Source organism: Zavarzinia sp. CC-PAN008 (assembly GCF_051903925.1).
In the GTDB taxonomy this organism is placed as follows: domain Bacteria; phylum Pseudomonadota; class Alphaproteobacteria; order Zavarziniales; family Zavarziniaceae.
The window spans coordinates 3,088,076-3,110,005 of record NZ_CP173678.1 but is presented as its reverse complement, the minus strand read 5'-3'; the positions used below and the strand labels follow the sequence as shown (position 1 = coordinate 3,110,005).

The 21,930-nt window shown below is 67.3% G+C and carries 17 protein-coding genes; 7 read left to right on the top strand and 10 right to left on the bottom strand.

Features of this window, described 5'->3' with window-relative positions; translation table 11 throughout:
- Nucleotides 1-251: 251 nt before the first annotated feature.
- The 3 genes from ACI6GS_RS14610 (at nt 252) to ACI6GS_RS14600 (ending at nt 3,534) form a co-directional block, all read left to right on the top strand.
- Nucleotides 252-740, top strand: a complete 489-nt coding sequence (locus tag ACI6GS_RS14610) for a MarR family winged helix-turn-helix transcriptional regulator (RefSeq protein ID WP_439814188.1) — start codon at nt 252-254, stop codon at nt 738-740.
- Entirely contained in the window at nt 733-1,863 is a 1,131-nt protein-coding gene (locus tag ACI6GS_RS14605) for an HlyD family secretion protein (RefSeq protein ID WP_439814187.1), read from the top strand. The genes ACI6GS_RS14610 and ACI6GS_RS14605 overlap by 8 nt, the downstream gene beginning before the upstream one ends.
- A 129-nt stretch (nt 1,864-1,992) precedes the next feature.
- Nucleotides 1,993-3,534, top strand: a complete 1,542-nt coding sequence (locus ACI6GS_RS14600) for a DHA2 family efflux MFS transporter permease subunit (RefSeq protein WP_439814186.1) — start codon at nt 1,993-1,995, stop codon at nt 3,532-3,534.
- Between the two features lie 10 nt (nt 3,535-3,544).
- On the opposite strand, the gene ACI6GS_RS14595 is transcribed toward ACI6GS_RS14600, so the two are convergent.
- The 4 genes from ACI6GS_RS14595 to ACI6GS_RS14580 are packed head-to-tail and all read right to left on the bottom strand — an operon-like array spanning nt 3,545 to nt 7,117.
- Nucleotides 3,545-4,393, bottom strand: coding sequence for a metal ABC transporter permease (locus ACI6GS_RS14595; protein ID WP_439814185.1), 849 nt, complete (start codon nt 4,391-4,393; stop codon nt 3,545-3,547).
- A complete protein-coding gene (locus ACI6GS_RS14590; RefSeq protein ID WP_439814184.1) occupies nt 4,390-5,247 on the bottom strand; it encodes a metal ABC transporter permease in 858 nt (285 codons plus the stop codon). The genes ACI6GS_RS14595 and ACI6GS_RS14590 overlap by 4 nt, the downstream gene beginning before the upstream one ends.
- The gene (locus ACI6GS_RS14585; RefSeq protein ID WP_439814183.1) at nt 5,244-6,221 is read right to left on the bottom strand and encodes a manganese/iron ABC transporter ATP-binding protein; all 978 of its coding nucleotides are present in this window, start codon (nt 6,219-6,221) and stop codon (nt 5,244-5,246) included. The genes ACI6GS_RS14590 and ACI6GS_RS14585 overlap by 4 nt, the downstream gene beginning before the upstream one ends.
- Nucleotides 6,218-7,117: a metal ABC transporter substrate-binding protein gene (locus ACI6GS_RS14580; RefSeq protein ID WP_439814182.1), complete on the bottom strand. Its 900-nt coding sequence runs from the start codon at nt 7,115-7,117 to the stop codon at nt 6,218-6,220. The genes ACI6GS_RS14585 and ACI6GS_RS14580 overlap by 4 nt, the downstream gene beginning before the upstream one ends.
- 145 nt (nt 7,118-7,262) lie before the next feature.
- Between ACI6GS_RS14580 and ACI6GS_RS14575 the strand changes: the two genes are divergently transcribed.
- The 3 genes from ACI6GS_RS14575 (at nt 7,263) to ACI6GS_RS14565 (ending at nt 10,866) form a co-directional block, all read left to right on the top strand.
- Complete coding sequence (locus ACI6GS_RS14575) at nt 7,263-8,381, top strand: amidohydrolase family protein (RefSeq protein WP_439814181.1); 1,119 nt, start codon at nt 7,263-7,265, stop codon at nt 8,379-8,381.
- Between the two features lie 138 nt (nt 8,382-8,519).
- Nucleotides 8,520-9,038, top strand: coding sequence for a MarR family winged helix-turn-helix transcriptional regulator (locus tag ACI6GS_RS14570; RefSeq protein WP_439814180.1), 519 nt, complete (start codon nt 8,520-8,522; stop codon nt 9,036-9,038).
- A gap of 85 nt (nt 9,039-9,123) precedes the next feature.
- Entirely contained in the window at nt 9,124-10,866 is a 1,743-nt protein-coding gene (locus ACI6GS_RS14565) for an N-acyl-D-amino-acid deacylase family protein (protein ID WP_439814179.1), read from the top strand.
- A gap of 64 nt (nt 10,867-10,930) precedes the next feature.
- On the opposite strand, the gene ACI6GS_RS14560 is transcribed toward ACI6GS_RS14565, so the two are convergent.
- Both ACI6GS_RS14560 and ACI6GS_RS14555 read right to left on the bottom strand, forming a co-directional pair.
- On the bottom strand, nt 10,931-11,914 hold the full coding sequence (locus ACI6GS_RS14560) for a threonine ammonia-lyase (RefSeq protein ID WP_439814178.1): 984 nt from the start codon (nt 11,912-11,914) through the stop codon (nt 10,931-10,933).
- 71 nt (nt 11,915-11,985) lie between these two features.
- Nucleotides 11,986-14,055: a PQQ-dependent dehydrogenase, methanol/ethanol family gene (locus ACI6GS_RS14555; protein ID WP_439814177.1), complete on the bottom strand. Its 2,070-nt coding sequence runs from the start codon at nt 14,053-14,055 to the stop codon at nt 11,986-11,988.
- Nucleotides 14,056-14,416: 361 nt separating this feature from the next.
- Between ACI6GS_RS14555 and ACI6GS_RS14550 the strand changes: the two genes are divergently transcribed.
- Nucleotides 14,417-15,232, top strand: coding sequence for an endonuclease/exonuclease/phosphatase family protein (locus tag ACI6GS_RS14550; RefSeq protein ID WP_439814176.1), 816 nt, complete (start codon nt 14,417-14,419; stop codon nt 15,230-15,232).
- Between the two features lie 14 nt (nt 15,233-15,246).
- On the opposite strand, the gene ACI6GS_RS14545 is transcribed toward ACI6GS_RS14550, so the two are convergent.
- The 4 genes from ACI6GS_RS14545 to ACI6GS_RS14530 form a co-directional block, all read right to left on the bottom strand.
- Nucleotides 15,247-16,707, bottom strand: coding sequence for a phospholipase D family protein (locus tag ACI6GS_RS14545; RefSeq protein WP_439814175.1), 1,461 nt, complete (start codon nt 16,705-16,707; stop codon nt 15,247-15,249).
- Between the two features lie 106 nt (nt 16,708-16,813).
- Complete coding sequence (locus ACI6GS_RS14540; RefSeq protein WP_439814174.1) at nt 16,814-17,503, bottom strand: YceI family protein; 690 nt, start codon at nt 17,501-17,503, stop codon at nt 16,814-16,816.
- 116 nt (nt 17,504-17,619) lie between these two features.
- Nucleotides 17,620-19,158, bottom strand: a complete 1,539-nt coding sequence (locus tag ACI6GS_RS14535) for a flavin-containing monooxygenase (RefSeq protein ID WP_439814173.1) — start codon at nt 19,156-19,158, stop codon at nt 17,620-17,622.
- Between the two features lie 205 nt (nt 19,159-19,363).
- Nucleotides 19,364-21,742: an efflux RND transporter permease subunit gene (locus tag ACI6GS_RS14530; RefSeq protein WP_439814172.1), complete on the bottom strand. Its 2,379-nt coding sequence runs from the start codon at nt 21,740-21,742 to the stop codon at nt 19,364-19,366.
- Nucleotides 21,743-21,930: the final 188 nt, after the last annotated feature.

Here is a 21,930-nt window from a genome sequence, read left to right as displayed (position 1 = left end):
GTGCCCGTTCCCTCCTTGTTTTGCTTGGCGCCGTCAGTGCGACGCGATTGCCACCCTTCTTAGAGCGCGTTCCACCCGCTGAGTAGTGCCTTGCAAGGGGGATGGCTGTCCCAAGGCCGGGGTCCAGGTACCGGATGGAGGGGGTCGCGGTGGCAGCACCACGCGATTCTGCCATGCGTGCTTATCATTGGCTCGATCGATAATAAGCAACCTTATTATAGCCAGACACCCCCAGCACCCCAGCAGACGCGATGACCGACACCAATCCCACCCGCTCGTGGGGCTTCGTCCTGAACGATGTCGCCCGCCTGATGCGCAAGCGTTTCGAACAGCGTGCCCGGAGCGAGAAGCTGCCCCTGACCCGCGCGCAGTATTCCGTGCTGGCCCACCTTGCCCGGAACGAAGGCGTGAACCAGACGACGCTGGCCTCGATCCTGGAGGTCGAGCCGATCACGCTGGCGCGCCAGCTCGACCGGCTTGAGTCGGCGCGCCTGGTCGAGAGGCGCACCGACCCCAATGATCGCCGCGCCTACATCCTCTACCTGACCGAGACGGCACGCCCCCTCCTCGACCGCATCTGGCGCATCGCCGAGGAGGTGCGGGAGGAGGCCATGGCCGGCCTGCCGCAGAGCGGGCGCGATACCCTGGTCGAGCTACTGCATTCCGTCCGCGCCAACCTGTGCCAGACGCCCGGCGATCGCGATGGCGGCGCGCCTGCGCGGGAGCTGCGTCATGGCTGATGCCGGGGCGACTGGGCCCGATCCGATCCCCACGCCGGCGCCGCCGCCGCGCGCACGCAAACGGCGCTGGCTGCGCCCGCTGCTGCTGGCGCTGGGGCCGATCGCCGTGCTGGCGGGCATCACCTATGCCTACGCCACCGACCGTGGTGTCGTCGGCATCGACAATGCCTACGTCCGGGCCGACATCGCGACGGTGTCGTCCGAGGTGGCGGGTCGTGTCACCCGCATCCTGGTCGGCGAGCACGAGGCGGTGAAGGCGGGCCAGCTGCTGGTCGAGATCGACGACGAGCCCTATCGCATCGCGGTCGAGCAGGCGCAGGCCAAGCTGGCGACCGTCCGCAACCAGGTCGCCGCCGCCAAGGCGACCTTCGCCCAGCGGCAGCAGGAAGTGCGCAGCGCCCGCAGCGACCTGGCCTTCTACCAGCGGGAGCTTCAGCGCAAGCAGGACCTGCTGGCACGTGGCGTGATCGCCCGCGCCACCTTCGACCAGGCGGAACACGATTCGACCAAGGCCCGCGCCGATGCCGCCGCCGCCGACCAGCAGGCGGCCGTCATCAGCTCGGTCCTGGATGGCGACGCGGGCAAGGCGGTCGACGACTATGCCATGGTCCAGGACGCCCTGGCCGGCCTGCACGCCGCGGAGCGCAACCTGCGGAATACCAGGATCGTGGCGCCCATTGACGGCATCACGGCCAATGTGACGGCCGTCCAGCCGGGCCAGGTGGTCAGTGCGTCGCGCGCGCTGTTCTCCATCGTTCACGAGAGCGACATGTGGGTGGAGGCCAGTCCCAAGGAGACAGAGCTCACCTGGGTCAAGGCCGGCGACCCTGTCACGATCACGATCGACGCCTATCCTGGGGCGACCTGGCACGGCCATGTCGACACGCTGAGCCCGGCCAGCGATGCGCAGTTCTCGGTCCTGCCGGCGCAGAATTCCAGCGGCAACTGGGTCAAGGTGGTGCAACGCATTCCCTTGCGTGTCGCGATCGATCCCGCAACAGACAACCCGCCGCTGCGCGCCGGCATGAGTGCCGTCGTCGCCATCGACACCGGCCACCCAGCCGACCTCCCCCTGGGCCTCAGCCACGTCATCGGCACCGCCAAGGCCAGCGCCAGCCACTAGGGGTGGGTATGGGCACAACACTTCATCGCTCATCCCCGCGAAGGCGGGGATCCAGGGGCCGCACGCGCAGCACTGGTTGCTCTGGATCCCCGCTTTCGCGGGGATGAGCGGGTAAAGGTCCGTTTCCCGATGAGTACGACGGCTCTTGCCGCGCCCATAGCCACGCCCGTCCAGCGCAACCTGGTGCTGCTGACGCTCACCGTCATGCTGGCCACGGTCATGCAGTCGCTGGACGGCACGATCGCCAATGTCGCCCTGCCCTATATCCAGGGCAGTGTCTCTGCCAGCCAGGACCAGGTGAACTGGGTCCTGACCTCCTACATCGTGGCGGCTGCCATCATGACGCCGCTCAGTGCGGCGCTCGCCCAGCGCATGGGCCTGCGCCGGCTGTTCCTGATCGCCGTGGCCGGCTTCACCGTCACGTCCATGCTGTGCGGGATCGCGACCTCGCTCGTTGAGATCGTCGCCTATCGCCTGGCGCAGGGCGCCTTTGGTGCGGCCCTGGTGCCGCTGTCGCAGCAGGTCCTGCTCGCCTCCTTCCCGAAGGAGAAGCAGGGCTCGGCCATGGCGATGTGGGGCGTCGGCGTGATGATCGGGCCGGTCGTCGGCCCCGTCCTCGGCGGCTGGCTGACCGAGATGTACTCCTGGCGCTGGGTCTTCTTCATCAACCTGCCGTTCGGCGTGCTCGCCTTTCTCGGCATCCTGGCCTTCATCCCGGAGACGGAGAAGCGGCCAGGCGGCTTCGACTGGTTCGGCTTCGCCATGCTGGCGCTGGGCGTCGGCTCGCTCCAGATGATGCTGGACCGGGGGGAGCAGCTCGACTGGTTCGCCTCGACAGAGATCCGGGTTGAGGCGGTGCTGGCGGCGCTCGGCTTCTATCTCTTCGCCGTGCAGATGACGACGGCCCGGCGGCCGTTCATCTCGCTGCGCCTGTTCCGCGACCGCAACGTGACGATGGGCCTGATCTTCATCTTCACGGTTGGCCTCGTGATGTACGCCTCGCTGGCGCTGACGACCCCGTTCGTGCAGCACCTGATGGGCTACCCCGTGATCGCGGCAGGCCTGGTCGTGGCGCCGCGTGGTGTCGGCACGATGATCGCGATGATGCTGATGGGCCGCCTGATCGGACGCGTCGACGTCCGCATCCTGCTGCTGACTGGATTCGGGACGCTGGCCCTGTCGCTCTGGCAGATGGCGCAGTTCACGGCCGCCGTATCGCAGGAGCAACTCGTGATCTCCGGCATGATCCAGGGCATCGGCCTTGGCTGCATCTTCGTGCCGCTCTCGACCGTCACATTCTCGACCGTGGCGGCCGACCTGCGGGGCGAGGCGACCGGCCTGTTCAGCCTGCTCCGGAACCTCGGCTCGTCCATCGGCATCGCCATCGTGACGGCCCTGCTGACCCGCAACACCCAGATCAACCACGCCGTCCTGTCTGTCTTTGCCACCCCCTTCAACGCACCCCTGGCCAACACGCCGGGATTTGCCTTGGACAGTGCCGCCGGGCCGCTGATGCTGGACGCCGCGATCAACCAGCAGGCGGCGCTGATCGCCTATCTGGACGATTTCCGCCTGATGATGGTCCTGTCGCTGTCCGTGATGCCGCTGGTGCTGCTGCTCCGCCCGGCCAAGGCCGCGGGCGGCACCGCGGAGCACGTGGCGATCGACTGATCGGCCCGGCCTACACCCGGCCCGTGTCACCCTCGACCGCATCCGCCGTCGCACGGACACTGCGGGCCAGGAACATCGCGACGAACGTCGCCGTAAGCACCAGCATGATGGTCGGCGCCGGCGCGCTGTCGATGAAGAACGAGAGGTAGACGCCCAGGAAGGCGGCCGCGACGGCGATGCCGACTGCGGCCCACAGCATTGCGCCGAAGCGTCGCGTCAGCAGGAAGGCGATGGCGCCGGGCGCGATCAGCAAGCCGATTGCCAGGATCAGGCCCACCGCCTTCAGCGCGCCCACGACCGTCAGCGAGATCAGCGCCAGCAGCCCATAGTGCAGCACGCCGACGCGCAGGCCCACGACCCGCGCCTGCGCCGGATCGAAGGCATGCAGCATCAGGTCGCGCCCTTTCACCAGGATGCACAGGGCGACGAACGCGGCGACCAGGCCGGCCTCGACCAGGTCGGCCGTCACGATGCCCAGCATGTCGCCGAACAGGATGTGGTCCAGGTGGACGTCCGCCTGCACCTGGACATAGAGCACGATCCCAAGCGCAAACATGCCGGAGAAGACGACCCCCATCACGGTGTCCTGCTTCACCCGGGAATTGTCGTTGAGGAAGCCGGTAGCTAGGGCGCATGCCATCCCGGCGGCAAAGGCGCCCAGGCTCAGCGGCAGGCCGATCATGTAGGCGATCACCACGCCCGGAAAGACGGCGTGCGCGATGGCGTCGCCCATCAGCGACCAGCCCTTCAGCACCAGGAAACAGGACAGCAGCGCCGTCGGCACGGCGACCAGCATAGCGATCGCCATCGCCTGGACCATGAAGTCCAGCCGGAACGGCATAAGGGCCGACTCGATCATGGCAGGTCCTGCGGCACCATGGCCGCCCGGCGTCGCGCGGCCAGCATGCCGTGGCGCGGGGCCAGGACGAATGCGGCCAGGAACACGATCGTCTGCAACAGCACGATGACGCCGCCCGTGGCGCCGTCCAGGAAGTAGCTGGCATAGGCCCCCAGGAACCCGGTTACCGTGCCGATCGCCACCGATAGCGCGATCAGGCGGGGAAAGCGGTCGCACAGAAGGTATGCTGTCGCCCCCGGCGTCACCACCATGCCGATCACCAGGAAGGCACCCACCGTCTGCAACGCCGCAACCGTGGTCGCCGCCAGAAGGGCAAAGAACAGCACCTTCAGCGCCGTCACGCGCAGGCCTACGGATCGGGCATGGCTCTCGTCAAAGAACACCACCATCAGGTCGCGCCAGGTCAGCAGCAGGACAACCAGCGTGATCCCGCCGATCAGGCCCAGTTGCAGCGTATCGCCCGGCGTGATCGCCAGGACGTTGCCCAGTGCAATGGTCTGGATGTTCACCGCAACGGGATCGAGCGAGACCATGAACAATCCGGCGCTGAAGAAGCCGGTGAAGATCAGGCCGATGATCGCATCCTGCCGCAGCCGCGTCCGCTGGCTCAGGAACAGCATCGCCGCCGCCGCCAAGCCCCCGGCCAGGAACGCGCCCAGCGAAAACGGCAGGCCCAGCATCGCCGCACCGGCCACGCCGGGGACGATGGCATGGCTCAGGGCATCGCCGATCAGCGACCAGCCCTTGAGCATCAGGAAGGCGGAAAGGAACGCGCAGACGCCGCCGACCAGGCTGCTGACCCAGATCGCGGTCAGCATGTAGTCATAGACGAACGGTTCGGTCAGGAAGCTCAACGGTGGCCGTCCTTGGCCGTGCCCCCCTGTGGCTCTCCCTCTGTCACACCCGACGGCTCATCGGGCGCGCAATAGGGCCAGATGCCCGGCGTGATCGTGATGTCCCGCGCCTGGGGCCGCCCCTCGCGCATGATCAGCGGCCGCTCGTCGTCGGTCAGGACGCCGTGCCCGTCGCTGGCCGACAGCACGAAATGGCGCAGAACGCCGCCAAAGGCGCGTTCCAGGTTCTCGTGCGTGAAGACCTGCTCCGTGGGCCCTGCCGCCAGCACCGTCCGGCGCAGCAGCACGGTGCGGTCGCAGAATTCCGGCACGCTGCCCAGGTTGTGGGTGGAGACCAGGATCACGCGGCCCTCGTCGCGCAGGGACCGCAGCAGGGTGACGATGGCATCCTCGGTCGCCACGTCGACGCCGGTGAACGGCTCGTCCAGCAGGATCACGCGCGCGTCCTGGGCCAGCGCCCGCGCCAGGAAGACGCGCTTCTTCTGCCCGCCCGACAATTCACCGATCTGGCGCTTGCGGAACTCCGCCATGCCGACCCGGGCCAGGGCATCGTCCACCGCCGTCCGGTCGGCGGCGCGCGGCAGGCGCAGCAGGCCCATACGGCCATAGCGACCCATCATCACCACGTCCTCGACCAGGACGGGGAAGTTCCAGTCGACCTCCTCGCTCTGCGGCACATAGGCGACGAGGTTCGCCTTCAGCGCGCTGGCGACCGGCTGGCCCAGGATGCGGATCCGCCCGCGGCCCAGGCGAAGGAAGCCCATGATCGCCTTGAACAGCGTCGACTTGCCGGACCCGTTCACCCCCACCAGCGCCGTAATAGTGCCGCGCGGCACGGTAAAGCTGGCATCGTGCAGCGCCATGACGCCGGTGCGATAGGTCACGGTCGCCTGCTCGACCGCCAGGCCCTCCACCTCCGGCGCCACGGTTTCGGCCGGCCTCGGGTGTTCCTGGAACCATTCGACGCGGTTCATGGTGCCAGGCCTGCGGCGATCGTCTCGCCCGTGACACGCAACAGGTCCAGATAGGTCGGCACTGGGCCATCCGCGTCCGACAGGCTGTCGACATAAAGGACACCGCCATAGCGGATGCCCGTCTCCCGCGCGACCTGCTCGGCGGGTGCCGCGGGCACGGTGCTTTCCGAAAAGATCGCGGGGATCTGGTGCGCGCGGATCGCGTCGATCACGGCCCGGACCTGGCGCGGCGTGCCCTGCTGGTCGGCATTGATCGGCCAGAGATAAAGCTCCCGCAGGCCGAAATCCTGGGCCAGGTAGGAAAATGCCCCCTCGCTGGTCGCCAGCCAGCGCCGCGCCTCCGGGATCGCGGCCAGCTGTGCCCGGATGGGCGCCGCCGTTGCCTCGATCGCCGCCTTGTAGGCCGTGGCATTCGCCTCGTAGGTGGCGGCGTTGGCCGGGTCGTGCGCGACCAGAGCCGCCTTGATGTTCTCGACATAGACCAGGGCCGCTGCCGGCGACATCCAGGCATGCGGATTGGGTTTCCCGGAATAGGGCCCCTCCCCGATCGGCAGAGGCTGCACCCCGTCAGACACGACGACGCTGGGCACGCCGTCCAGCCGCGCGAAGAATCGTTCGAACCAGCGTTCCAGGTTCAGACCGTTCCACAGGACCAGGCCCGCCCCCTGCGCCCGCAGGATGTCACCGGGTGTGGGCTGGTAGTTGTGGATCTCAGCCCCCGGCTTCGTGATCGCCTCCACGTCCGCGGCGTTGCCCGCCACGTTGCGCGCCATGTCGGCAATGATGGTGAAGGTCGTCACCACTTTCAGCCGCTCCGCCGCGTGGGCTGGCAGCGCCGCCAGGAGCAGCAGGACCAAGGCTGCCAAAAGGCCGGCTCGCGGGATGGCACGGGTCATGTCGGAGCAAATATTGCGAACGATTCTCATATCAAGTCCAGAGCGCCATTGCCGGCGACAGGTGGCGCCATGAACACCGTTGACAGGCGACGCACGCGGGCGGATCGTTAGTTCGCCAATACGAACTATAATCCGGAAACGCCCGATGACCGCTGCCGCTCCGCGCCCGATTTCCGCCGATTCCCACATTTCCGAGCCACCCGGCTGCTATGTCGACCATATCGAACCGGCCTGGCGGGATAAGGCTCCCCGCATGGTACGCGATCCCAGGATCGGCGACATGTTCGTGATCGACGGCATGAAGACGCCCGTCCCCATCGGCCTGGGTACCGCGGCCGGCAAGCCGCCGGAACAGCTGAAGCAGTTCGGCGTCTGGGAGGACGCGATCCGCTCGTCCTGGGACGGTTCGGCCCGCGCCGCCGACCAGGATCGCGACGGGGTCGCGGCCGAGATCATCTATCCCACCGTCGGCATGCTGCTCTGCAACCATCCCGACTTCGACTACAAGCACGCTTGTTTCCAAGCCTATAACCGCTGGCTCGAAGGCTACGTCTCCGCCGCCCCGGACCGTCTGTTCGGCCTGGGCCAGACGGCGCTCCGCACGGTGGCCGAGGGGATCGAGGACCTGCGCCGGATCAAGGCCGCCGGGTTCAGGGGCGTGATGATGCCCGGCAACCCCAATGTCGAGGATTATGACCACGCCTGCTACGACCCGTTCTGGGAGGCGGCGGTCGACCTCAACCTGCCGCTGTCGTTCCACATCCTGACCAGCCGCGACGGCGCCTTCGGCATGAAGCCGCGCGGGCCCAAGATCAACGGCTTCATGTCGATCATCCGCGGCTGCCAGGACATCCTGGGCACGATGGTGTTCGGCGGCGTCTTCGACCGCTTCCCCCAGCTCAAGGTCGTCTGTGTGGAGGCCGATGCCGGCTGGGCGCCGCACTACATGTATCGCATGGACCATGCCTACAAGCGTCATCGCCACTGGATGGAGGGCGAAACACTGAAGAAGCTGCCCAGCGAATACTTCGCCGAGAACATCTACCTGACCTTCCAGGACGACTGGGTCGCGTTCAAGGTCCGCAACCTGTGCAACTACAAGCGCCTGATGTGGGCCAATGACTTCCCGCACAGCGATTCGACCTGGCCCTGGTCGCAGGAGATCCTGGCCGAGCAGACCAAGGACATGAACCCGGTCGAACGCGACGCCATTCTGCGCGGCAATGTAAGCGAGCTCTACGGCCTCGACCGCGCCCCGACCTAGCATTTCTTCCCAACTTCATCCTGAGAAGTACCGCAGGTGCGTCTCGAAGGATCGGCAACCCGTGCGACGGCTGCCCATCCTTCGAGGCGCGCCATTGGCTCGCACCTCCTGATGAGGTGGTAATGTGGAAGTGAAAGCATGACCCTACGCACGCCGGACGAACCCGCCCACGACGCCGACGCCGACGCCCCCGTCCTGCCTGCGCGGGACGGAGACCTGCGCCAGGGGCACGTCCATGCCGTGCGCAGCATCGTCGCCCTCTACCGCGAGTTCGAGCAGGCGGCGCGACCGTCCGACATCTCGATGGCGCAGTACCGCGCGATGCTCTACCTGCGCTCCGGCGCCAGGCGGGCGGGTGAGGTGGCGGCCGCGCTGGCCGTGAAGAAACCGACCATCTCCGCCGTCCTGGCGACCCTGCGGGACAAGGGCTGGACGGTGGAGCGCTCGGACCCGGTGGACGGGCGCGTGGTGCGCGTGGTCATGACGCCGGCCGGCCTTGCCCGGCTTGCCGCGTTCGAGTCGGACCTGGCCGACCGCCTTGGCGCGCTGCTGCCGGGCGTTGACCTGCCGGCCATGCTCGCCGTGTTCGAGGGGGTCTACGCGGCGCTGGCCGCGACACGGGACGAGCGCCTGAAGGACCTGGAAGAGACTGCGTGAGCTCCGGCAGCTTTGACAATACCGCCGGTATCAGCTAATTCTGACGACAGAACACAACAACATTCCAAGAACCGGAGGACGCAAGATGGCGGCGCAATACGATCTGGTGATCCGCGGCGGCATGCTGGCCGACGGTACGGGCAGCCCCCTTCGCCCGGCGGACGTCGCCGTGCAGGACGGCATCATCGTCGCGGTCGGCACGGTCGCGGGAGCCGGCCGGGAGGAGATCGACGCCAAGGGCAAGATCGTCACCCCCGGCTTCGTCGACATCCACACCCATTATGACGGCCAGGTGTCCTGGGACAGCGCGCTGGCGCCGTCCAGCTGGCACGGCGTGACGACCGCCGTCATGGGCAATTGCGGCGTCGGCTTCGCGCCGGTGAAGCCGCATGACCGCGAGCGGCTGGTCGAGTTGATGGAAGGGGTGGAGGACATTCCCGGTGCCGCTCTCTACGAGGGCCTGACCTGGGAGTGGGAGAGCTTTGCCGAGTACCTCGACACGCTGGACGCCCGGCCGCATGACATCGACTTCTGCGCCCAGCTGCCGCATGGCGCGCTGCGCGTCTATGTCATGGGAGAGCGCGGCGCCAAGCTGGAAGCCGCGACGGATCACGACATTGCCGAGATGCGGCGCATCACGGCGGACGCCATGCGCGCCGGCGCCATCGGCTTCTCGACCTCGCGCTCGCTCAACCACCGCACGGTGAAGGGCGATCCCACCCCCTCGCTCCGCGCGACCGAGGCAGAGCTGACCGGCATCGCCATGGGGATCAGCGACGCCGGCCGCGGCGTGCTGGAAGTGATCTCCGACTTCGACACGCCCGACCTCGACGCCGAGTTCGACATGCTGGAGCGGATCGTGACCGCCTCCGGCCGGCCGATGAGCTTTTCCATGGCGCAGCCGCACACGCGGGAAAGCATGTGGCGGGTCCTGCTGGCCCGGATGGAGAAGGCCGCCAACAATGGCCTGCCGATCAAGGCGCAGGTGGCGCCGCGTCCCATCGGCATCCTGCTGGGCCTGCAGGCCAGCCTGAACCCCTTCACCATGCACCCGTCCTGGGCCCAGGTGGCGGACAAGTCGCTGGAGGAGAAGGTCGCCGCCCTGCGCGATCCCGCATTCCGCGCGCAGCTTCTGTCCGAGACGATGGCCAAGGGCCACGTGGCGCTGGCCAAGCGGCTGAGCCATTTCGAGATGATCTTCCCGCTGGGCACCCCACCCGACTACGAGCCGCCGCGGGAGACGTCGCTGGCCGCCCAGGCGGCACGCGAAGGCCGCCGCCCGGAAGAGATCGCGATCGAACTGATGCTCCAGGACGAGGGGCGCGGCTTCCTCTATTCGCCGTTCGCCAACTACGCGCACTTCAACCTGGATGCGGCGCGCGAGATGATGGCGCACAAGGATACGCTGCCGGGCCTGGGCGACGGCGGCGCCCATGTCGGCATCATCTCCGACGCCAGCTTCACGACCTATGCACTCAGCCATTGGGGCCGCGACCGGGCCGAGGGACGCTTCCCCATCGAATGGATCGTGAAGCGGCAGACGCACGACACGGCCCGGGCGGTGGGCCTGGCCGACCGCGGCGTCGTGGCGCCAGGGTACAAGGCGGACTTGAACGTCATCGACATGGACGCGCTGCAGATCGAGCGGCCGCGCATCACCTTCGACCTGCCGGCGGGGGGAAAGCGCCTGCTCCAGGGGGCAAAGGGCTATGTCGCGACGATCGTCTCGGGCCAGGTGATCTATCGCGACGGTGTCGCGACCGGCGCTCTGCCCGGCCGCCTCGTCCGCGGGCCGCAGGCTGCCCCGCTGGCCCAGGCCGCGGAGTAGGCACCAACCCCCACCCCAGCCCTCCCCCATCGCTCCGCGACGGGAGAGGGCGCAGGGTGCGCCCCTACCCCGTGACGATTGCGGCGTGCAGGGCGGGGTCGATGTTGGCGCCCGACAGGACGACAATCGTGTCGGCCGCTGAACTGGGGGCGGTGCCCGCCAGCACGGTGGCCAGCGCCACGGCACCGCCCGGCTCCACCACCAGCTTCAGCACCTCGAAGGCGAAGCGAACCGCATCGCGCACCTGATCGTCCGTGACGGTCAGGCCGCCGGCCGATAGTGCCTGGAGAATGGGGAAGGTCAGCGCCCCCGGGCTCGGCGACATCAGCGCATCGCAGATCGAGGTGCCGCCCGGCACCACCTGCTCGCGCCGGCCGCTGGCCAGCGACCGGGCGGTGTCGTCGAACGCGGCCGGCTCCACGGGAAAGATCTGGATCGTCGGATCGCCATCCTTGACCGCCGTGGCAATGCCCGACGACAGGCCACCGCCGCCGCATGGGATCAGGACCTGCCCCACCCGGGCGCCCTGGTCGCGCGCCTGCTCCAGGATCTCCAGGCCGGCCGTCCCCTGCCCCGCCATGATGAACGGATCGTCGTAGCTGGGCACCAGAACGGCCCCGCGCGCCGTAGCCAGCGCCGTGGCGATCGCTTCCCGGTCCTCGGTCGCACGGTCATAGGGCACGACCACGGCCCCCAGCGCCTCGGTATTGCGGCGCTTGATGGCGGGTGCGTCGGCCGGCATCACGATGGTCGCCGGCATGCCGAGCAGGCGGGCAGCCGCGGCTACGCCTTGCGCATGATTGCCGGACGACCAGGCGACGACGCCGGCACTTCGCTGCGCCTCCGGAATGCGCGCCAGCCGGTTATAGGCCCCGCGGAACTTGAACGAGCCGGTGTGCTGCAACCCCTCCGCCTTCAGCAGGACGCGGCGCCCGGCACGCGCGTTCAGCACCGCATTCTCAAGCAGTGGCGTACGCACGGCGACTGGCGCCAGCAGGCGCTGCGCATCCCGGACGTCGTCGATGGTGATTGCGGGAAAAGTCGGCATCGAACCTCCGGCCGGCAGCGTCGCCCCAGACGCTGCCGGTCGCGGGGGCCGGGGTCAATCCGGACCGATGCCTATTGGCCCGAGCGCAGGTCGTTGGCGCGGGCGCGGATGTACTGGCGCAGCGCCTCAAGCTCCGCATCGCTGTAGTGGTCGAAGCCCGGCATGCCGCTGCGCGCCAGGGAGCCATCGCGCACCACCTCACCGAACAGCTCGGCCGACGGAACGATGGGCGAGGTGCGCAGGTCGGGCGCGGCGCCGCCGGATATCGCCTCCATCCCGTGGCAGACGACGCACTGATAGGCGTAGGTGACGGCGCCCAGCGCTTCGGCCGCGGGATCGGAGTGGAAATCCGGATCCTCTGCCGCGATCAGCTCCACGGGACGCGGCGGGGGCAGCGCACCCTTCCCATCAAGGGCGAAGGTCAGCACGCGCTTGGCCTGGTTGCGGCTGTCGACGGGGATCGGGATGTCACGGCTCATCATCGTGCCGCTGGTGCCCATGCCGACCAGGATCGTCAGGTACTGCGTGCCCCCGACGCTGTAGGTGATGGGGGCGGCGATGATCGGCACCTGCGCGTCGAAGGTCCACAGCGGCTTGCCCGTCGCCGCCTCGTACGCGGTCAGGATGCCATTGGTCTGGCCCTGGAACACCAGATCGCCGCCGGTGGCCAGCACCCCGCCGTTCCAGTAGGCCGCATTCTGCACCTTCCAGCGCTGCTCCCCCGTCGCCGGGTCGATCGCCAGCAGCCAGCCGGTATTCTGGAGCGGGTCCTTGATCTCCATGCCGACATTGATGGCGAAGTCATAGGCATTGCCGGCCCGCCGGTGCCAGGACTGGCCCGTGATGTCCTTGTCGTTATAGGTCAGGCCCTGCTCCATCGTGGGGATGTAGAGCAGGCCGGCCTTCGGGCTCCAGGCCGAGGGCATCCAGGAATGCGCGCCGTTGGCACCCGGCCACAGGGCGAAGTCCTTGCCGCCCGGATAGCGTGCCTCCGGCACCTCCATCGGGCGCCCCGTGGCCATGTCGATGCCGGTCGCCCAGGTTACCTTGGCGATCCTGTCCGCCCGCAGCAGTTCGCCGGTGACACGGTCCAGCACATAGAGGAAGCCATTCTTGGGTGCCTGCATCAGCACCTTGCGGACCCGGCCATCGATCGTGATGTCGGCCAGGTTCATCGTCATCGCGGCGTTATAGTCCCAGGTCTCGCCCGGATTGACCTGGTAATGCCACTTGTAGGCGCCCGTCTTTGCATCCAGCGCCACGATGGAGCACAGGAACAGGTTGTCGCCGATGTCGGCGCTGCGGATGCGCCGGTTCCAGGGCGCGCCATTGCCCGTGCCCAGGAAGACGGTGTCCGTCTCGGCGTCATAGGTGATGGCGTTCCAGACATTGCCGCCGCCGCCGTGCTTCCACCATTCCCCGCCCCAGGTCTTCGCCGCCATTTCCTGGGTGGCATCCTCGAACCCGTCCGCCGGATTGCCCGGCACGGTGAAGAAACGCCAGAGCTGGGCCCCCGTCTCCGCGTCATAGGTCGTGACATAGCCACGGATGTCGGCCGAATCCCCGCCGCCATGGCCGATGATCACCTTGCCGTCGAACAGGCGGGGTGCACCCGTGATGTAGCGGCCATCCTTTGGATCGACCGTCATCACGCTCCAGACCGGCTTGCCCGTCTTGACGTCGATGGCGATCAGGCGACCGTCCGCCGAGCCGGTATAGACCTTGCCGTTCCAGTAGCCGATGCCCCGGCTGCCCCAGCCCTGCCGCATCTTGTGCCCGGCTACGGCACCCACCTCCGGGTCATAGGTCCACAGCAGGCGCCCGCTCTGCGCCTCGACCGCGTGCACGACGCTGAGGCCGCTGGCGAAGTAGAGAATGCCGTCGACCGCGACCGGGATGGTGGCCGGGTTGCCCGCGCCCAGGTCCATGAACCAGGACAGGCCGAGGCGCGAGACGGTCTGCGCGTTCACCTGGTCAAGTGGGCTGTAGTGCTGCTCGCCATAGGTCCGGCCAAAGGCGGGCCAGTCGGCCCCGTCGGCGCCATCGTGCAGGTCGGCCGCGCGCAGCGATGCCGGCGCCAGGGTCAGCGACGACAGGGATAGGACAGCCCCCAGAGCCAGGATGCCGTTTCGCCAGTTCATCGTCGTCCCCCCGGATTCTTGTTTGATCCGACACTAAGTCGAATTCGGAATCCGGACAACGCGATGGCAGCGTGGTCCCGCTGCGGCGGCCGCTTGCGACGATGCGCAGCCTTGCAGTGCGGGCAAAGTGATCGCCATCTCTTGTGCAGGTGCGTCGTGTTGTCGTCCCATCTCCAGGATCGGGCGGGTTAACGGGAATCGAACCCGTATTGGGCCAGTATGGCAGTGCCGCTGTCCTGGACGGGCGGAACCGGGCGAACGTCGCCGGATTGAGTTTCTGGCGTAAGGAGTTGGGACACCTGTGCTTCATCCCATGACAGACCGCCCCGGACACTGGCTTTCATCCCGCGTCGTCAACACCATGCGTCCCGAACGCCGGGGGCGTTGGCGCGGTGCGCCGTCTGCAACGTCGAGTGCGACAGGGGTTGAGGAAGGGCGCGGGAGCCTGCTCATCGCCTCGTACAACGTCCACAAGTGCGTTGGCACCGACAACCGTTTCGACCCTGCGCGCACGGCCCAGGTCATTGCCGAACTGGACGCCGACATCGTCGCCCTGCAGGAGGCGGACCAGCGCTTTGGCGCCAAGGCGGGCCTGATCGACATGGCCCGCCTGAAGCGCGACAGCGGCCTGCACCCTATTCCGGTTTTCGGCCGCGCCCTGGGCGAAGGCTGGCACGGCAACCTGCTGCTGATCCGCCAGGGCAGCGTGGCCCGGGTACGCCAGCTGGCCCTGCCGGGCGTCGAGCCGCGCGGCGCGCTGGTCGTCGACCTGGACCTGGACCAGGGCCCCTTGCGCATCGTCAGCGCCCATCTGGGCCTGCTGCGCCGGTCGCGCGCACAGCAGGCCGACGCGATCCTGTCGACGCTGGGCTCTTGCCGCGAACGGCCAACACTGATCCTGGGCGACCTCAACGAATGGCGCGTCGGGTCGCGCTCGTCGCTGCGCAATTTCGACCCGCATTTCGGGCCGCTGACCGCGCACCTGCCCAGTTTCCCGGCCCGCTTCCCCCTGTTCGCGCTGGACCGCATCCTGGCCAATCCGCCGGCCATGATTTCCGGCATGGACGTGCATCATTCGGACCTGGCGCGGATCACCTCCGACCACCTGCCGATCAAGGCGCGCATCAACCTGGAGGGAGCAAGCGCGCTGATGGACCAGACTCGCCTCGCCGCCTGACCCGCAACCTGCCCCTAGAGCTGCGGCTCCAGGGGCAGCCAGCCCAGGATGCGGGCCATGGCCCGGCGCAGGAAGGGCGTCTCCGGCTCGCCGTGCCAGTCGCGGCCCGTGTCGTCGCGCCAGACAAGCCGGCGATTCTCCAACTGGACGGTCCAACTGCGCGAGCGATCGGTCAGGCGCGCGAACTCGGCCCGCAACTGCCTCACCAGTTCGGGGTGGCGGGCAAACGTGCCCATTTCCGTGTTCAGGTTGGCCGAGCGCGGATCCAGGTTGAACGACCCGACAAAGACCAAGTCATCGTCCATGAATAGCGCCTTGGTATGCAGGCTGGCCTGGCCGGACGAGCCGAACAGGCTGGTGCCTTCCTGCCCGCCGCGCTTCAGTTCGTACATGGCGATGCCGGCGCGCAGCAGGCGGCGGCGATAGCGGGCATAGCCGCCATGGACGGCCAGGACGTCCGTCGCCGCCAGGGAGTTGGTCAGGACGGACACCTTCACCCCGCGCCGGGCCAGGCGCACCAGCAGGCGCGAACCCTTTCGCCCCGGCACGAAATAGGGCGAGATCAGGACGACCTCCTTCTCGGCCGACGCCATGGCCGCGCGCAGCACGTTGAGAATGCCCGGCTTGCGCAGGCCTGGACGTCCCTTGTCGGGCGGGTCGGCGACGACACGCACGGCGCCGGCCGGCAGTTCCGTCCGGCCCTTGCGCAGCAGCTCCTCCAGCGCGGAATAGTCGCGCACGCGGTCCAGATAGGAACGGGCGACGGCCTCCTCGGCAAAGGCGTCCAGGCGACGGCGCAGGCCCTCCAGCCCGGACGCCATGGCCGATGCCTCGCCGATATTCTCGAACGGATGGACCCGCCGGCTTGACCAGTAGCGTTCGAAGAGGGACACGGCGTGCGGCACGGCCGCCCCGCTCAGCACCATGTCCAGGTCGCGGAAATTGAACTGGCTGGACGCGTCGAAATACTCGTCGCCGATGTTGCGGCCGCCGGCGATCGCGACGTGGCCATCGACGATCCAGGCCTTGTTGTGCATGCGATGGTTCAGGCGATAGCTGGAGAACAGCAGGTTCGCCGTGCGGCCCAGAAGGCCCCAATTGCGGATCTTGAACGGGTTGTAGAGGCGGACCTGGATATTGGGATGCTGGGCCAGGGTCGAGAGTTCGAGCGAGGCGTCGCGGACATAGAGGTCGTCCAGCAGCAGCCGCACCTTGACCCCGCGATCGGCCGCGCACAGCACTTCGCGCGCCAGCAGGCGGCCGGTCACGTCCTCACCCCAGGTATAGTATTGCAGGTCCAGCGTGGCCGTGGCCTCGCGTGCGCTGAGCGCACGCAGGGCAAAGGCCTCCAGGTTGTCGGAAACCAGGGAAACCGCGGTGCCCGCCGCCACATCCCGGCCCAGGCCCGCGCCATCGCGGCGGGCCTGGGCCTTGCGCGGATGGGGCAGAAGGACAAGCCGGGCAGCACGCGACATCGACGCCATCAAGGACCTTAGCGGCAGGGATCTGTCCCTGTCTGAACGCGGAACGTCCAGGCCCGTTCCGGGCGGCGGCGTCGCAGGTCCCGACATCGCGGCGAGCCTATTCGGCGGTGGGCAGCACCGCCAGCGGGGGCCCCGTGAACTCGACTTCCAGGATGACCTCCACCGCGTCGCCGACGCCCATGCGGGTGCCAGGCGCAGGAATGCCATAGGTCATGCCGAAGTCGGACCGGTTCAAGGTGGCGTGGGCCGAGAAGCCGATGCGGGCATTGGGATCCATCGGATGGCCGGAATAGCCGCCATTGAAGCGCGCTTCCAGGACCAGGGGTTTGGTGACCCCGCGCAGGGTGAAGTCGCCATGGATGCGCGCGGTCGCGGCCCCCGTCAGCTCGATCCGGGTCGACTTGAAGGTGATTTGCGGGTGGCGTTCCGCATCCAGCCACTGCTCCCCGCGCAACGTCGCGTTGAAGTCGAGCGTCTCCGGCGTCGGGTAGTCCGTCTCCAGCGAGGCAGCCTCGACGCTGGCCTGCAGCACCGCCTGGTCGGGAGCCTGCGGATCCAGTTTCAGCTGTGCGTCAAAGCGCTTGAAGCGGGCCGTGTACTTGGAAAAGCCCAGATGGTCGACGCGGAACAGCAGGCTGGCATGACTGGCATCCAACGTGTAGTCGCCGGCCGGCAGGGTGCCGATGATCACCGGCGACTCGTCAGCCCGGGCGGCCCCGGCGATTGCCCCCTGCGCCAGGGCGAGCGCTGCAAGAAGTCCAAGGCCCAGCAGGTGCATGCGGCGCATCCGTCATCCTCCCGTTCGTTTCCGCGGGCGACTATAGCCCACGCGACGGGACGTGCCAGGGCGGCGGCGGACGATCACGACGGACCGTCCGGCGCTGCCCCGGCGGGTGCGCGACCTCAGCTGTACTTGAACTCCGCGCCCGTCAGGTCGATCTTCGGCAGCGTGTCCTTTTCGGACCAGTAGTCCTGGGTGTGCTGCCATTCCGGCTTGGCACCGCGTTGTGGCAGCAGGTGCATGCCGCGCAGGATGTACCCGGGATTGAAGTCGTCGGTGTCGATCCAGGGCAGCAGCGGCATGTCCGCATCCTCCGGCCGGAGCACCGGCTCGACCTGGCGCTTGTTGAGCGAGCGCATGTGGTCGAGCATGCGGCAGACGAAGTCAGCGACCAGGTCCACGCGCAGGGTCCAGCTGGCACGGAAATAGCCGAACACCCACACCATGTTGGGCACGCCGGTAAACATCATGCCGCGATAGGTCACCGTCTTGGAGAAGTCGAGCGGCTTGCCGTCGACCTCGAAGGCGATATCGCCCAGCATGCACAGGTTGAAGCCCGTGGCCGTCACGACGATGTCGGCCTCCAGCGTCTCGCCCGACTTCAGCAGGATCCCCGTCTCGGTGAAACGCTCGATCTCGTCCGTGACGACCGATGCCTTGCCTGCGGCGATGCCCTTGAACAGGTCGCCATCGGGAACGAAGGCGATGCGCTGGCGCCAGGGGCGATAGCTGGGGGTGAAGTGCTTCATGTCGAAGTCCTCGCCCAGGAAGGCGCGGACGCCGCCCAGCAGTTCCTCGCGCACCACCTCCGGCTCCTCGAACGTGCGCCGGGTGAAGACGCCCTGATCATGGACGATCTTGCGGCGGACGATCTCGTGGATCCAGGCCTCGTCAATGTCCAGTTCGCGCAGCGTGTCGGCCAGTTCGTTGGCATTGGCCGCGGGGATGAAGTAGGTCGGCGAGCGCTGCAGCATCGTGACATGCGCGACATCGTTGGCGATGGCCGGGACCAGCGTCGCCGCCGTGGCGCCGGAGCCGATCACCACCACGCGCTTGTTCTTGTAGTCCAGGTCCTCGGGCCAGGACTGCGGATGGACGATCGTCCCCTTGAAGTCGGCCATGCCGGGCCAGTCCGGGGTGAAGCCCTTCTCGTGCCGGTAATAGCCCTGGCACATCCACAGGAAGTTGGCCGTGAACCGACGGATTTCGCCCGTCCGGGTCAGCAGCGCCTCGATCGTCCAGCGCTTGTCGGTCGACGACCAGGACGCGGACAGGATCTTGTGGCCATAGCGGATGTGCTGGTCGAGCGCGTTCTCGGCGATCACTTCCTGCATGTAAGAGCGGATCTCGCCCGCCGTGGCGATGGGTGCGCCGACCCAGGGCTTGAAGCGATAGCCGAACGTGTAGAGATCGCTGTCCGAGCGGATCCCCGGATACTTGTGGGTCAGCCAGGTGCCGCCGAAGCTGTCCTGCACCTCCAGCACCACGAACTTGGTATCGGGCCGCTGCCGCGTCAGATGATAGGCCGCACCGACACCGGAGATCCCGGCACCCACGATCAGGACGTCGAAGTTCTCGACGGCGCCATCGGCTGCCGGCGCGGGACTGCCGGTCGCATCCGATGACGGGTTGTCGCGCGCGAGGGTGAATGTCTCGTCCATGGCGTCCAGCGTCTCTCGTTATGGAGGGGGCCGGACCAGTCCGATTGCCCTCCCGTTTCCTCGGATCCCAGTGTCCATGGTCGAGATACGCTCTCCCTTGATCGAGATCAAACGCCATACTCTTGATTCAAAATGCGTACCGCCGGTACTGACCGGCGGCAGCATTCGGAGCTGGCGAAGCGGCGGGGCAGGCCCCGCCCCTGCCCTATTCGGCGATGGCCGGCTGCGGAGCCGGCACCCGCTGACGCCGCGGGAAGATCAGGTCCAGCACCACGGCCAGGGCCGGCAGGGCAACGATCGCGGCGATCATCGAGATGAAGAACATGAACGACAGGAGTGCCCCCATGTCGGCCTGGAACTTCAACGTGGAGAACACCCAGGTGAAGACACCGCAGGTCAGCGTCATGCCGGTACAGATCACGGCGCTGCCCGTCTCGTTCAGTGTCCGGGTATAGGCTTCCTGGATGCGCCAACCCTGCTCGATATAGAGCTGGAGACGGCTGTAGATGTAGATGCCGTAATCCACGCCAATGCCGACCGCCAAGGCCATGACCGGAAGGGTCGAGATCTTGAGCCCGATGCCGAACACCGCCATGAACCAGTAGCCGATGGACGAACACAGGGCCAGCGGCACGACGCAGCAGATCATCGCGCGCCAGTCCCAATAGGTGATGTACACGAGGAACATCACCGCGATGTAGACATAGAGCAGGATAGTCAGTTCGGCGTGCTCCACGATGTCGTTCATCGCGGCCATCACACCCAGGTTGCCAGTGGCCAGGCGAATATTGACGCCCGTCATCGGATGGTCTGCGCGGAACGCCTCGACCGCGGCGATCACCCGCTTGATCGTGTCGGCGCGGTGGTCACTTGTGTAGATGACCAGCGGCATCACGCTGCAGTCGGAGTTCAGCAGCCCGCTCGACGTCTGCACCTCGCGGACCGACTGGCTGATCGCGGCGGAGTTGCGCGGCAATTCGCGCCAGCGCGGATTGCCCTCCCGCCACATCGTGGCGATCTCCTTGGTGCGGGAGGCGAGGTTCACCGCCGACTGCACGCCCGGCACGTTCATCATGTGCCAGCGGAACTTGTCCAGGTGACGCATGATCGCCGGGTCCACGCAGGCGTCCTGCGGCACTTCCACGATTGCCGTCATCACGTCGACGCCGATCGAGAAGTGGTTGGTGATGTAGACGACGTCCTGGTTGTAGCGGGAATCTTCGCGCAATTCGGGGGCGCCTGCAGACACGTCGCCGAACTGCAGGAAGTTGCGTTCGTAGCTGGCGACGCCAAAGACCACGACCGACACCAGGACGATGACGACGGCCCAGCGGGGGCGCGTCACCTTGGCGACATGAGGCCACAGCCGCTCGCGCTGGGCGATCGCCTTGCGTGCGCGCGCCGGGTAACTGGCCCCCAGCGACAGGTACGAGCCGAGGAGCGGCAGCATGAACAGGTTGGTGACGATCTTGAATGCAACGCCGATCGAGGCCGTGACCGCCATTTCCTGGATCATCGGAATCGGGATCATGTAGAGCGTCAGGAACCCGACCAGGTCCGCCAGCAGCGCCGTCGCGCCGGGAATCAGCAGCATGGTGAAGCTTGTGCGCGCCGCCTCCTCCTTGCTCTTGCCCTCCGCCACCTCGGCGCCGATCAGGTTGATCTGCTGCACGCCGTGGCTCACGCCAATGGCGAAGACCAGGAACGGCACGAGGATGGCGAGCGGATCCAGGCCATAGCCGAGGATGGTCAGGATGCCGAACTGCCAGACCAGCGAGGCGAGCGAACAGACGATCGGCAGGATCGTCAGCACGATCGACCGGGAATACATGTAGACGAGGACGCCCACGAACAGCAGCGCGATGCCGAAGAACGAGATGACGCTGGCCGACCCATCGGCAATGTCGCCCGTCATCTTGGCAAAGCCGATGATGTGGACGGTCACGCCTTCCTTCTCGTACTTGGCGCGCAGCGTTTCCTCAAGGCGTTCCGCCGCGACCAGGTAGTCCAGCCGCTCGCGCGTATTGGGATCGACCTCCTGCAACTCGGCCGTGATCATCGCGGCCTTGAAGTCGTTGGAGACGAGGCGGCCGACGACCTCGGCCTTGGCGACATTGTCGCGGACCTGGGCGATGCCTTCGGGCGTGGGCTGGAAGCCGCTGGAGATCACGTCGCCTGCACTGATGCCGCCTTCCACCACTTCCAGGAAGCGGGTGCTGGGCGTCCAGATCGACTGCACGGACGAACGGGCGACACCGGGGATGTAGAAGACGTCGTCGGTCGCCTGCTTCAGGATCCGCAGGAACTCAGGCGTATAGATCGTCCCCTCGTTGACGCCCAGGGCCACCAGGATGCGGTTCGCACCGCCGAAATTCTCCTGATACTGGTGGAACGTGTCGATGTATTCGTGACCGACGGGGAGCTGCTTGTCGAAGCCGGCATCAAGTCTGAGGCGGGTGGCGGCGACGCCCATGGCAATTGTCGCGACCAGGAAGATGATCAGGATCGCCGCCTTCCACCGGAAACAGAAATCCTCGATGCCCTTCAGACGGCGGCGCGTGTCCTCGCCCAGCTTGATGTCCATCGTCCCCCCCGGATCTTGTTTCTTCTGAATGGCCGGGAGCGGGCACCCCTCTGCAACCAGGATCCCGCACAGTTGAGCCATCCTGCGGCACCATAGTGCCGCACGGATCCCATCATGCAATCCTAATCCGTAGCAGGGTTACGCACTTGGCACCGGATTCCGAACGGTGTTCATTACTGAAGCCGTAT